Source organism: Pelagicoccus enzymogenes (genome assembly GCF_014803405.1).
GTDB classification, from domain to species: domain Bacteria; phylum Verrucomicrobiota; class Verrucomicrobiia; order Opitutales; family Opitutaceae; genus Pelagicoccus; species Pelagicoccus enzymogenes.
In genome coordinates this window covers 531274-543522 of sequence record NZ_JACYFG010000007.1, presented here as the reverse complement: position 1 = coordinate 543522, position 12249 = coordinate 531274, and the positions used below count along the sequence as shown (strand labels likewise).

At 53.0% G+C, this 12249-nt stretch carries 16 protein-coding genes and 1 tRNA gene; 3 read left to right on the top strand and 14 right to left on the bottom strand.

Annotated features, from left to right (window positions below; translation table 11 throughout):
- Positions 1-57: 57 nt before the first annotated feature.
- The 9 genes from IEN85_RS08230 to IEN85_RS08190 all read right to left on the bottom strand — a co-directional run bounded on the left by IEN85_RS08230 (position 58) and on the right by IEN85_RS08190 (position 4578).
- On the bottom strand, positions 58-450 hold the full coding sequence (locus IEN85_RS08230; RefSeq protein ID WP_191616599.1) for a hypothetical protein: 393 nt from the start codon (positions 448-450) through the stop codon (positions 58-60).
- Positions 451-600: 150 nt separating this feature from the next.
- A complete protein-coding gene (locus tag IEN85_RS08225) occupies positions 601-918 on the bottom strand; it encodes a hypothetical protein (protein WP_191616598.1) in 318 nt (105 codons plus the stop codon).
- Positions 919-1055: 137 nt separating this feature from the next.
- Positions 1056-1544, bottom strand: a complete 489-nt coding sequence (locus IEN85_RS08220; RefSeq protein ID WP_191616597.1) for a GNAT family N-acetyltransferase — start codon at positions 1542-1544, stop codon at positions 1056-1058.
- Between the two features lie 131 nt (positions 1545-1675).
- On the bottom strand, positions 1676-2005 hold the full coding sequence (locus IEN85_RS08215; RefSeq protein ID WP_191616596.1) for a hypothetical protein: 330 nt from the start codon (positions 2003-2005) through the stop codon (positions 1676-1678).
- A gap of 137 nt (positions 2006-2142) precedes the next feature.
- Entirely contained in the window at positions 2143-2409 is a 267-nt protein-coding gene (locus IEN85_RS08210) for a hypothetical protein (protein ID WP_191616595.1), read from the bottom strand.
- Between the two features lie 84 nt (positions 2410-2493).
- Positions 2494-2886, bottom strand: coding sequence for a GNAT family N-acetyltransferase (locus IEN85_RS24950; RefSeq protein ID WP_191616594.1), 393 nt, complete (start codon positions 2884-2886; stop codon positions 2494-2496).
- A 67-nt stretch (positions 2887-2953) separates the two neighbouring features.
- Positions 2954-3526 carry a hypothetical protein gene (locus tag IEN85_RS08200; RefSeq protein WP_191616593.1) on the bottom strand — a complete coding sequence of 191 codons (573 nt, stop codon included), beginning with the start codon at positions 3524-3526 and terminating at the stop codon, positions 2954-2956.
- A gap of 198 nt (positions 3527-3724) precedes the next feature.
- Positions 3725-3994 carry a hypothetical protein gene (locus IEN85_RS08195; protein WP_191616592.1) on the bottom strand — a complete coding sequence of 90 codons (270 nt, stop codon included), beginning with the start codon at positions 3992-3994 and terminating at the stop codon, positions 3725-3727.
- Positions 3995-4077: 83 nt separating this feature from the next.
- Positions 4078-4578: a hypothetical protein gene (locus IEN85_RS08190; RefSeq protein WP_191616591.1), complete on the bottom strand. Its 501-nt coding sequence runs from the start codon at positions 4576-4578 to the stop codon at positions 4078-4080.
- A 147-nt stretch (positions 4579-4725) separates the two neighbouring features.
- On the opposite strand from IEN85_RS08190, the gene IEN85_RS08185 reads away from it, so the two are divergent.
- Both IEN85_RS08185 and IEN85_RS08180 read left to right on the top strand, forming a co-directional pair.
- Complete coding sequence (locus IEN85_RS08185) at positions 4726-4941, top strand: hypothetical protein (protein WP_191616590.1); 216 nt, start codon at positions 4726-4728, stop codon at positions 4939-4941.
- Positions 4942-5024: 83 nt separating this feature from the next.
- The gene (locus IEN85_RS08180) at positions 5025-5234 is read left to right on the top strand and encodes a hypothetical protein (RefSeq protein ID WP_191616589.1); all 210 of its coding nucleotides are present in this window, start codon (positions 5025-5027) and stop codon (positions 5232-5234) included.
- Between the two features lie 208 nt (positions 5235-5442).
- On the opposite strand, the gene IEN85_RS08175 is transcribed toward IEN85_RS08180, so the two are convergent.
- Positions 5443-5533 (bottom strand) — tRNA-Ser (locus tag IEN85_RS08175).
- A 149-nt stretch (positions 5534-5682) separates the two neighbouring features.
- Here IEN85_RS08175 and IEN85_RS08170 point away from each other — a divergent pair.
- Positions 5683-6465 carry an MBL fold metallo-hydrolase gene (locus tag IEN85_RS08170; protein WP_191616588.1) on the top strand — a complete coding sequence of 261 codons (783 nt, stop codon included), beginning with the start codon at positions 5683-5685 and terminating at the stop codon, positions 6463-6465.
- 119 nt (positions 6466-6584) lie between these two features.
- On the opposite strand, the gene IEN85_RS08165 is transcribed toward IEN85_RS08170, so the two are convergent.
- From IEN85_RS08165 to IEN85_RS08150, 4 genes are all read right to left on the bottom strand, one after another.
- Positions 6585-7397, bottom strand: coding sequence for a gluconate 5-dehydrogenase (locus IEN85_RS08165; protein ID WP_191616587.1), 813 nt, complete (start codon positions 7395-7397; stop codon positions 6585-6587).
- A 120-nt stretch (positions 7398-7517) separates the two neighbouring features.
- Entirely contained in the window at positions 7518-8354 is an 837-nt protein-coding gene (locus IEN85_RS08160; protein WP_191616586.1) for a sugar phosphate isomerase/epimerase family protein, read from the bottom strand.
- Positions 8355-8370: 16 nt separating this feature from the next.
- On the bottom strand, positions 8371-10569 hold the full coding sequence (locus tag IEN85_RS08155; protein WP_191616585.1) for a glycoside hydrolase family 88/105 protein: 2199 nt from the start codon (positions 10567-10569) through the stop codon (positions 8371-8373).
- 566 nt (positions 10570-11135) lie between these two features.
- On the bottom strand, positions 11136-12158 hold the full coding sequence (locus IEN85_RS08150) for a LacI family DNA-binding transcriptional regulator (protein ID WP_191616584.1): 1023 nt from the start codon (positions 12156-12158) through the stop codon (positions 11136-11138).
- Positions 12159-12249 lie beyond the last annotated feature (91 nt).

The following is a 12249-nucleotide window of genomic DNA, read 5'->3' as shown; positions in this document are numbered from 1 at the left end:
AACGTCGAGTACAGGCGGCGTGCGCTTGCGCACGTTGCCTGCTACGTCTGGTTGGCTCTATTTTGTTGATCGATATTGCTTATACTCGGCTCGAGGACGTTCTTTGTCTACATATCTCATGTGCTCTTCATTTATTTCAATAATCGTGTATTCGTTTTTTATTTCGGCTCCATCTGGTCTGTCGGGAGAGGTGAATTTAGTAGTTAAGTCTAAACCGTCCACAAACCATGTTCCTTTCATTCTCAATAAATCCATTACTTCGCCATTTTTGGTGAGTGTCATTTCCTCGTAAAAAGACTTATCCATTTCGTAGACGATGAACCCCTTCACTTCGATACCTTCTCCCTGATCCACGTGGTACGTCCACTTGCCGATTATTGACCTCTCGCAAATCGCTGCTGGTATTACGGCTAAAAACACACTGAGAACCAGAATTAAAGGTGTGTTCATTCGCTTCGATGATTATTTGCTTTAGCCAACGCTAAGCTGATACGCGAGGGCTCGAAAACCGTCGTGAAAGAGTTGGGTGAGATACGTCCTTGCTGAGTCCACAACTCGGGCGCTTGGCCCGAGTTGTATCGAGCGACTTGTTCGAATTATTCATATCATCCATGTTCCAAAGTTTTCTCCCTCTGTTTCAGCAAGTTCTAGGAAGTGATTCCATGTCGTGTTTGCGTCTTCTTTCTTCAGAATCGATTTTCTTAATCTATCGATAGTTTTTTGTGTTCCTTCACTCGATTGGAAGTGCTGTTGGTTTAGGGTATCGAGTTTATGTAGGATCGCGATGATTTGCGACTCTTCACCTTCTTCGAGTTTTCTGTTTTCTTTTCTGACTGCCACAAGGAATGGGCGCATTTCGTCTTCAAGCTTTGCAGCTTCGAATATGTGCCTCGTTTGTGGATCGTTTAGGTCGAGCATCTTCTTTCTTCGAACGCAGAGGCCATACGTGGAGGCCTCAGTTGGGGTTCCTTTTCAAATTAGTGTTTTCAGGGGTTGGGTCGAGGTGAAAGAGGCGGGCGTTTGCCGGAATTGTATGGGCCGACTTGTTGTATAAATCATAGTTCTTTCCTCATTGTCGTGAGTGACTCAGAGAACCCTAAACTCGAGTATAACGATCTTGCTGCTAGGTTATCAGAAAAAACGTTCAATGTCATTTCCGTGATTCCGCTCCTCTTCAGGTAATCATCTATCATTTCCATAGCTGCTTTCCCGAACCCTCTTCTACGAAAATCTAGTTTTACGTGAAGATAGGATAAAAAGCACTTCTTTCGATCTGGATAGAACTGTGAGATCCAAATGTATCCGACCGTATTCTTGGAATCGTAATCGATTATTGTCCTGATCAAGTGACCTTTGGTTTCTTTTCCGTCGTCAAAAGTCTTCGACCACATTTCGGCAGATCTGTTCGAAGCAGTCTCTCGGTCCATCAAGCCAGAACGAGCGAAGCTTATCGCGTAGTCGTTCATCCAGAGATTCTTCAATTCTGTAAATTCAGTCTCTGATATCTCCCTGCAATCCACGAGGCTGTTCTGGTTTTCATTCATTTCTATACAACGTCGAGCTCAGGCGACAAGGCCTAAGCTATCGTTTAAATCTCTGGGGTGGTTGATTTTCATCGGGTCGTGGTGAAAGAGGCGAGCGTTTGCCGCAGTTGCCTGGAGCGACTTGTTCTGTACTATTCGTTGATGGTTGAGACGTAGATTTTCTGATAACCAAGTTCCTTAATTTTATCGATCATGAGTACGACGTCTCCCGCTCCTGTTTCAGGGTAGGTTTTCAGTACGATGGTTTCTTTCTTTTCTTTCGTCTCTTCAAACGCCTTCCCAACCATTTCGAAATCGTAAGTTAATCCATTCATCATGATTTCTTTGTTTGGTTTCAAGGTCAGCACATGTGCATCGGGTAACTCATCTCCTATCGGTATGGGCTTTTCTGTTGTCTCGATGCCTGGCTCTTTCACGCATCCCCAAAGAAGGAAAGCGGTGAATGCTAGTATGTATCTCATTTTTATTACAGAACGCCAAGCTCAGACGCGGCGGCTCTGGCTAAGGTTAAAATTACTGGGTTCGTTGATCTTCATGGTTCGTAATGAAAGAGGCGAGCGTTTGCCGACGTTGTCTGCGGCGTCTTGTTCGCATAGTTCTATAGTTTTAATCCTGCCTTTTTTATCTGCATGTCAGGATCCCAACCCTTCTTCGGTTTTTCTTTTTCATCCCTCCAAGACCCGTTTCTTTCGATTCGCCATTCTTTCCTTAATTCAATGATTCTTTCGTCGGTTGAGTTTTCGTTATATTCGTAACCGGACTCGCATCCACAGCAGGAACAGATCTCGAAAGTCGAACAGCCGTGACTGTCGAAGGCTTCGATCCCTTCGTATCCACAAACCGGACATCCTTTCGTTTCGATCATTCTATTTTTTTGCGAACGCCGAGGTGTCACGCGTAGGTAAGCGCGGAGCGCTTACCGGAGTTGTGACGACCGACTTGTTCTCACTTATCTTTCTAATCGCATAGTTAAGTCATTCTGCTTAATCCACCCGTTCTTACGATAAAAATTTTCAACTTCGGATGAAGCAACCAGAGAAACGTTCTTAATTTTGGATAGATCGTTCGATAAGTATTTCAGTATTTGCGTTCCAATGCCTGAATGCTGAAAGCGGGGGAGGACTGCAAGATCAACGATCCAGCTGTAATATCGGCTGTCACCTACCGTTCTACCGCATGCTACTAGTGTTTTGTTTGAGTATGCGAATCGAACAAAAGAACTGCTACTGAACGATTCTTCTATATCTTTCTCCTGTCGTCCTGTCCAGCCAACTGAATCAAATAGGGATCGAACCGATGACCAGTCTATTTTTTCGATACGGTCTATGTATTCAATTTTCATTATATTTTGAGAACGTCGAGGCCACACGGCGAGCGCTTGCGCTCGTTGTGTGAGCCGATTTGTTATCCTATTTATTTAGGTGTTTTTCAGAGTACTTTAGTTTCATCGATTCTGAAGAGGAGAGCGCGTCCTTGCAGGGACTCAGCAACTCAACGACACGACTGTAGTTCTTTTCTTTAAAAGCCTCCAAAGCTTCTTTGCGTGAATTCTTCTGAGCTCGTTGATATCTCTGTTTCTCGAACTTCTCTTCTCTTTCTTTTATTTCTTCTTTGGTGGGTTGATAAGCTTCACCATGAGCCTTCATGAAGTACATGAAATGAACGGCTGCTTCTGGCCAATCGCCCACATCTTTTGGCTGGGAATCCAGCCAATCATCAACTTCACCAGTGTAGGGCTCGACGTCGTAGTAAAACGAAGCCACAGAAGATTCTCCTTCTTTTTCGAAGTAATCTCCTCTCGTTACATCGCAAGGAATCGCCCACTTTTCAACTTGCGGAATAAGGTGTTGGAGGTGAGTCGGAACCTCTTCTTTCGTGACTACGATCACCGGGCGATTCTCGGCGTTAAATCCGTATTCATCCCGCAGCACATGCACTGGATAAACGTCGCCGTGTTTTATTGGTGGCCGTTCTTCTTTCATCTTTGGATAACGCTGAAGTGATACGCGAGCTCAAGTCAGAGCTCGAAAGTCGGGTTGAGGTTGAGTGTGTCTGGTGTGATTGAATAACGGCGAGCGCTTACCCGAGTTGTATCGACTGACTTGTTCGACCTATTTGTTTCTGTATTCACCAGTTGGATTCCTTGGGTAGTTGCTATTCTTCTTTGAATGCTTCATGGGTCATTCTTTCCTCATGGTTGGAGACTTCGGTTTTAGTCCGAGGGTCGCTACGATACCAGCAGTCGCTAGAGAAGAAATGATCCATGTGTTTCTTTCTATTTTTCTTTCGATCACATGTTCCCATTCTTTCGTGTCTGGATCGGGGCCGTGTCCATGACCGTCGTCGGCTGTGAAGGCGATCCAGTTCTTCTCGTGAGATACTGTTTGTATGAAGTGGGCCAGGAGGAAGCATAATACTCCGGTTATTGCTGCTATTCCTATTGTTTTCATTTTTCGTCGAACGCCAAGTGCATACGATGGAGGCGGCGCAGCTGCCGGAATTGTATGCCACGTCTGGTTAGCATTTAGTTTCTTTACCAGAAAGCACGTTCATATCGCTGGATGTTGCGAATCGTTCCAGATGCCACTCCGAAGTGTCCCGTTTCTGTGTCGAAGAATCCCTCAATAGTTACGTACTTTCCGTTTAGTTTTTTCAGTTCGTTGATTTTTGAATCTGGTGTTTCTACGGGAAAGGATATCCATAATCCATTCTTCCATACCTTATTTTTGTAGTCATCTTTCGTGACGTATATGACGTTCTCTTCGAATTCAAGGTGGGCAACTCCAGTGATCCTAATTCTCTTATTCTGATATTTCTCTGGAGTAGCGATTAAGGTGATGATTGAGGTTTTCTCGTCGAAGGAACCAAAAATTACATCTTCGTTTGTTCGTTCGGTTGGGTTTGGGTTTTCGTATCGAATACTTCGAAGTGAGTCTTCATGCAGTGAGTAAAGGTAGAGGCAGCCTAGTGCGACTACTGCCAGTCCGATCACTGATCCTATACTGTAGCCGATGATTTTGAGAAGTTTCTTCAATGTATTTTGCTAACAAGTGATTGTAAGATTTCTGGATAATATCCTGACCGAAACGGTCGGAGGCAACCCATTTCTAAGTAATTACGCTTAATTCTAATCGTTAAACATCCTTTTTCGGATGTTATCCAAACGTTTGGATAATATCCTATGATCAAAATTCCAAAAAATGTGCTGGAACCATTCCAGGACGCGCTCGCAAACGAGCATATTCCAGAAAGGCAGAGGCCGTTCTACGAAATGTGGCTCCGATTCTACCTCGACTTCTGCGACAGGAACGAATGCCCGGAAGGCAACGCAAGCAGCGTCGACCTTTTCGTCATCAGCCTGGAGAGCAGAGGCAAGGAGGCCTTCCAACAACGATAGGCTGCCAATACAGCGGAGCTATCTGGTCCGCGGTCACCGCGATGCCCGCACGGCACTTAGCGTTCCAACCGATCCACCCTCGAATGAACAGCCCCTACTTCGAAGCCGACCTGCTAACCGCTCTAAGCAGCAAGGACAATCAAAACCGCGTCGCTCCCCTCCCCGCCATCCGACGCTGGCATCGCCCAGACCTCCTCTTGCTTGCGAAAGGCAGGGCTCCCGCTCGCGGCCAGCGCGCTCCCAGCCCCGGACGGTCGTGCCGGCGTCACAGTCCATTCGCCGCGAAATCGTGAAGCATTTTTGCTAAGGCAAAAAAATGGCGTATTGAGGGGGATTGGTTGGACTGCGTCCAAGTCCTGCGGACTCACGCTGCGCGTGCCCCTTCTTCGCTCGCAGGCTCGCTCCGTCGAACACCCCTCCGGGGGTTCTCATCCCCCTTAGCCACCTTCCAAACGCAAAAAAACGCCGCCTGACTGGACGACGTTTTTCTGAAAAGTTAAGTGGCGGAGAGAGGGGGATTCGAACCCCCGGTACGCTTTACACGTACGACGATTTAGCAAACCGTTGCCTTAAGCCACTCAGCCATCTCTCCGCTAAGGTCTTGGAACAGTGCTAATTCAGTTTTGGAGATCAAGCCCTAAAACCGCATAATCGCCAAGAATTTTGCCTGCCGCTTAAAGCTCTCACAGACAGGGCTTTTTGCTTGGATTTTAGCAGGGAACGGGATGGAAAATCTCCCTCATGATTTTGAGCTTCATGGGAACGGGCACTTCGCAAGGCGTGCCGATGATCGGGTGCGACTGCCAAGTTTGCCAATCATCCGACCCACGCAACACCCGCTACCGCACCCACGCTCACCTGCGACTGGGAAAGCTAAATATCCAGATCGACGCTGCGCCGGAGTTTCGCCTGCGCGCGCTCGAAATGGGCATCCCCAAAGTCGACCTGGTCCTGCTCACCCACGGCCACGCCGACCATATCCAGGGGTTCGACGACCTGCGCCAGTACTGCGACCAGCGCGGCGGCGAGGCCATTCCCGTCTACTCGAACGCAGACGGCTTGAGCCGCCTCAAGGAAGTCTACCCCTACGCCATTCGCGACAAGGCGGTTTTCAAGAGCTACCCCGCCTTCCGAGCCATCGACATGCCTCAGGTTCTAGAGCTCGGCAACGAGGGTCGCATCTACTCCACCGTGCAAGACCACGGGCGATTCGAAACCCTGGGGTTCGTTTTCGAGGAAGCCTCATCCGGCAAGCGCCTCGCCTACTTCACCGATTGCAGCGGAGTGAGCGAGGAGGCGGAACGCTTGGCCAAGGGAGCGGATCTGGTGGTGCTGGACGGACTCCGCCCCATGGCTCACCCTTCCCACATGACGATCGGCGAAGCTGTCGAGGCCGCCCAGCGCATCGGCGGCTCGCAAACCTACCTCATCCACATGACCCACCATATCGATCATGGAAAAGTGGATACAGAACTGCCCGAGGGCATCAACCTGAGCTACGACAAGCTGGTCGTGGAAGCCTAAGCCCCGGCCAACGCCGCAGCGCTTGCGGGGACCATCGGAACAAAGAAGACTCCGCAACCAAGCGCTGCGGAGTCCTAAAACGATCGCGAAGAGCGAGCGGCATTACTGCCCTTCCCTTTCTACGCTTCTGGAAGGTCGTTCTCTCCCTTGACGTAGCCGAAGTTGGCAAGGATGCCGCCGTCGACGTAAAGCACGTGGCCATTGACGAACTCGGCAGCCTTGGACGAGAGGAAAAGGGCCGCGTTGGCGACGTCTTCCGGCTCGCCCCAACGAGCGGCTGGAGTCCGAGTCATCACCAGGTCGTTGAAGGGGTGATTGCCTTCGCGGATGGGCGCGGTTTGGGCGGTGGCGATGTAGCCTGGGCCGATGCCGTTGACCTGCACGTTGTACTTTGCCCATTCGCAGCACATGTTGGAGGTGAGCAGCTTGAGGCCGCCCTTGGCCGAAGCGTAGGCGGATACGGAATTGCGACCGTACACGCTCATCATCGAACACATGTTGATGATCTTTCCGCCGCGCTTCTCGATCATCTTAGGAGCGACGCGCTTGCCCACGATCAGCGGAGCCACGAGGTCGACGTCGATCACTTGCTTGAAGTCGGCGATCGACTGCTCGAGGATGGGGATGCGCTTAATGATGCCCGCATTGTTCACGAGGATGTCGATCGCTCCCACCTCCTGCTCTATCTGCGAGATGCCACGATCCACATCAGCCTCGTCGGTGACGTTGAAGACCAGAGTGTAGACGTCGATTCCAGCCTTGGCATACTCGGCTTTGCAGCTTTCGAGCTTTTCCTCGGAGATGTCGTTGACGCATACCTTGGCTCCCGCCTGGCCAAGCTTGATTCCGATCGCCATGCCGATGCCATGAGTCCCACCAGTGATGAGAGCTACCTTACCGCTTAAATCGAATAGTTCGTTTGTTACATTCATGAGCTTTTGAGTGAAATTGGTTTTGGGAGGAAATGGAACGAATATTTTCTTATATCCTTCCAATTTATTCTTTATTTTAACAACGCCAAAACCCGCGACGATTCGCAGGTGTCCATAGCCTCAAGCCGGCCAGTGCTTGGCGATGTGAGCGTGGCAGGTTTCGATCGTGTCTGGCCCGGAATCCTCCAGCAGCACGCTGATCCCCGGCTTGGTCTCCTTGATCAGGCCGCAGAGCCGGCTGTAGTCCATCTGACCTAAGCCGGTGGCAACTTGTCGGTACTCGCCGTCCTTCACCGTGTAGTCCTTGGCGTGGATAACCGCGATCCGGTCTCCGTAGAGCTGGAACGGTTCCTCGATGTATCGCGCCTCGTCCTGATGGTTTTCCGCGTTGATCAAATTGACCGGATCATGGATCACCACCATCGCGGGAGACCGGATCTCGTCGATCAATCGTTTCATCTTCTGCGGAGTGGAAATGGTGTGCGTCGTAACCGCCTCCACCGCGACCTTCGCCCCGCAAGCTTCGGCCGTTTCCACCAATTCGGAGATGCTGCGCACGAGCGCCTGGAAGGTGGCCTCGCTCCCCGTCTCGGGATCGATCGCGTAGTCGACGTTGGGAGTGCCTGTCTCCAATCCAACGAGGCTGCCGCCCATGTCACCCACGAACCGCAGGTGGTCCTTGAAGAAGCGGAGCAGCTCGCCTCGAGCAGCATCGTCAGGATTGACGGGATTGATGTAGCAACCCAAGACCGCGATCTGCACGCCATGGGAGCGAAAGGCCTCTCCAATTTGCCATGCGAGCCCGGGATTCAGCTCGCCGGGCTTGAGATTCAAGCCGGCGATCGCCTTGTTGAGGGCCAGCTGGGCGCAGCAAAGACCATTCGCCGCGAGGCGTGATGCGAGTTCCGCAGCAGGGAGAGTTCCGAAGTCGTGGGCACGGGCGCCGATTCTCTTCATGGGAAAATTTTTCGTATTATGCGGGATTCAAGTGGTGCCTCAGACGAATGACCTCGACGCCTGCGAGCAGCACGATGCCGATCCCATGCGTGTCGTTGAGGCGAGGCAGCAAATCCTTCTTGTAGTACTCTGGGCTGAAGGAAAACTCGGAGCCACGGCAGACCCCGTAGACGTTGCCTTCGTTGTCGATGGACGCCTTGTTCAAGGCTTTCCATGCCTTGTTGACCGCATCGGCGTACGGGGCCGGGTCTTCCAGCCAGCCGTTGCGCACCCCGCGGGAGAAAGCGAAAATGAACATGGCAGTGCAGGAACTCTCCGGGTAGGAGTCCGGGTGAGTCAGGACCTGGTGCCAGAAGCCCTCCTCGTCTTGCAGCTTCAGGATGCCTGCGCAAAGGTCGCGGAAAAACGAGAGCAGCTCTTCCCGGTGCGGGTGGTCTTGCGGAAGCACGCCTAGCAGTTCCGCAAGGGAGAAAACGGTCCAACCGTTGCCACGTCCCCAAGGCACGCCGGTCGCCATCTCGCGGCGCAGGTCATAGACATGGGACATCAGCCGGTCTTCCGGCAGGTAGAGGCGCTTCTTGAAGCCGAGGAATTGCTGGGCTGCATCGTCGACGTAGCGCGTATCGCCCGTAAGCTGGTAGTAGCGGCACAGGAACGGCACGCTCATGTACAGGTCGTCCGCCCACATCGTGTTCTCGTGGAACTCGTGCATCATCTCGCGGCGATAGAAGGTGCCGTCGGGAAAGCGGTCCTGCTTGTTGGAGATGAACTCCGCTACGAAGTGGGCGATCCGCTCGAAGCCCTCGATTTTCCGGTGGCTGGCAGTCTCGAGCATGCAGGATCCGAACGATCCGCAATCGTCCAGGCTGTCGATGCTGGAAAGCAGGCGGTGAATGTGCGTGGGCCCGCCAAAAGCAGACCGGTCCCAAAGCGAGTAGGAATAGGTGGAGCAGCAAAGCTGCACGTGCTCTTGGACGTAGGCCTGAATCTCCTCCGAGCCGATTTCCCGCCCCGCGTGAAGCAAGCCATAGATCGTCACTCCCAGCGGATAGTTCCAGCGCCCGAAAAGCGGGTTTTCGTTGTATAAGCGAAGGTAGGTATCCGGGGCGTCAATACGCCAGTAGCCGCTTCCCTCCGCGGTCTCGTGGACGTGAAGGAAATCCTTCAACGCAGCGAAATCTGGGGCATGATCCGCGTCGTAGGGACCGGAATAAAGCCACTTGGCCGGGCTTCCCACCAATTGGCAGGGGCATCGATGCTCCACCGAGCCGGAGTTGGGATGCAGCGAAAGCTCGAATCCCCAACCGCTGGCATCCCCGGTACTGAGCACCACCAGGTCGTTGATCCCGGGGGCGAGCTCCATCTCGAAGCTCAGCGAGCCCGACGCGTCGCTTTTAAAAACTTCGGAACCTCCCAGCAGTACGCTAGCGGCACCCTGGGCGGCGCCTTCCGCCGAAACCGTAACCGGCTTGTCGCCGTTGTTGCAAACCTGAGTCCACCCCAAGGCCGTCTTCCCCTCCTGGGAGCCGAAGATGCGAGCGCACACGCCGCGCTTCTTCTCAGATTCGCTCCATGAGTGGGTCGGATACCAGTCGTAGGCCGAGTCAGCTTCCGCTTGGCCAAGCTCAGGCTGGATCACGGTGCCAGCTGGAACCGGGTCGGTGTAGAGCCAGCCTTCCGCGCCGTCGCGTTCCGCCGAAGGCATCATGAAGACGTAGGGATGCTTGCCCAGCCAGGATCCGAACTTCCAACCGAATCCGCCCCGCGTTTTCTTGGCTCGAATAACGAACTGGTTCCACCCCTTGTGCAAGGTGAGCGTGAAACGGTTGTGCTTGTTGGGATAACGCTCAGAAAAGATGTTCGAGCTCCATGCCACCGCACCATTGAGGTAGACCACGATAGGTCCGTAGCAATTGAGGTCGAACATAAATTCCGCTTCCGCGCCGGACCACATTTTCGACCAGGAGAAGACGTACTCCTCGTACTGGGCATCCGGGAAAAAGGAGTTGAAATCCGCCTCGTAGCGGTAATCGGGAGAGCGCTGGATGCCGCGCTTCGAAAAAGCGCGGTAAGTAACAGGAGCGCTTGGATTCAGCTCTTTGAATCGGTTGGCAATGACCGAGAGCGTCGCTTCAGGATTGTCGCCGACAGCGTTCGCCATGGAACGCGCTTCGTCGATGTAAAATCCGATCGATGTAGATGGGGAGGAAATCATGAAAGTTAAATAGACGGAAAATATCTAGGGCTATCGAGGAGTGGGATTTGATTGATCAGCTGTAGAACTCGCCTTTTCAGCGATCGTAATAAAACTTTCAGGGCGAGCGCAACAATGCGGGGGAAACGCCGGCAAGTACATCCAAGAAGCGCCCCGAGCAACAACGACAGAGCCCTCTTACAGTCAGATTCCAACCGTCAGAATCGCACTTTTACTAATCCCTGCCCTAGGCTCCCTCGGACATGAGGACCTTGCCCGAGGTGACAGGTCAACTTAAGACTCTCGCCCCCCTTGCCGAGCCCTCCCCCGGCAAGGCGCCGTCGCCCGAACCGTGAAGCGCTGGTGGCGAGTAGATCCTTCAATGAATCGGTCCGCCCTCAAACCGCAGCAGCAAGCGACTGGGAACGCGCGCTCGCTGCGATGAAACGATCCCTATGGCTGGCGCTTGGCGCCGCCAGGGCTGCGCTCCTCCGCCCCACTGGCGAAGGAAGCAACCGGACACGGCTGTGAACGTCCGTCCCGTGCCAGCTTTTCGGATACGCGTCCTATCCGTATCGATCGAGCGATTAGGACGACATGTTTCGCGTCGTCGGACCGTCGATCCAGATCGCCGGGATTGTGGTCGTGGACGCCGGATCCGGAATGCCATAGGCGTTGCGGTGCAATTGCCCAACCAAGAGCTCCAAGCCACGTCGCCCGATCAAATGCGGCCGCAAGTCAAGGCCGCTCACCGGGTCCTCGCTGTTCATGACGTTCAGGCAGCAAAAGCCATGAGTTTCCGGGACCTGCGCTCCCATGTCTTGCATCCATTCCAAAACCTCCGGCCTGTGCGAGAGGACAACATCCGGCCCCTCCTCCTCGAACCAATCCTTGAACGAGTCTTCGTCGATATCCTCCAAGACCAAGGGCTCGATCGCGTCGAATTGATCCGAGCGGGTGTCTTGGATTCGGTATGCAGCTTCCCAACGGTACAGGAGACGCTGGTCATGCGCCTTGTGCAGGACCAGCCCCGGACGCTTGTAGCCCAGTTCCTCTAGCTTGCGCATGGCTACTACCATGGAACGAAAGTGGTCCGAACATACGGAATCCAGAGCCGGGCGCTCGATGATATAGTCTGTATAGATCCCTGCATACACGTCCCAATCCAGGTTCCTTATATCAGGCGCCGTGGCCGCCGGCAAAATCAGCAATCCGCGAATGCCGCGCGACTTCAAGATGGTGTTCAAGCGAGCCACCGTCAGCCCCTCGGATCCGAGCACGAATATCTCCGTCTTGAAGCCGAGCTCGTTGCCCATCTCTTCGGCTCCTGCAAACACTTCGCGGTGGTAGCGGCGAGCGGCAGATAGACGTTGATCCGAGCTTTCCAAATCGACGACCGCCAGCACGCCGCGAAAAGATCCGGCGCCGGAACGACGCATCTCCGACATCAACGCTCCGGCGAGCGGATTGTGCTTGTAGCCAGCTTCCTTGGCGGCTTTGAGCACTCGTTCACGCGTCTCCTTCTTTACTCTTGGCTTGTTGCGGAGGGCATCCGATACGGTGGTGTGCGAGAGGCCTAGGGCTTTAGCGAGTTCTCTGACAGAATTCATGGGCTAAGACAGGGGTTAAAAACGGAGGCTTCTAGCGTTCCAAATGGGGTCCTGAAGCCTTCTGACTGTCAGAACTCTCGCGGTTCGCTCG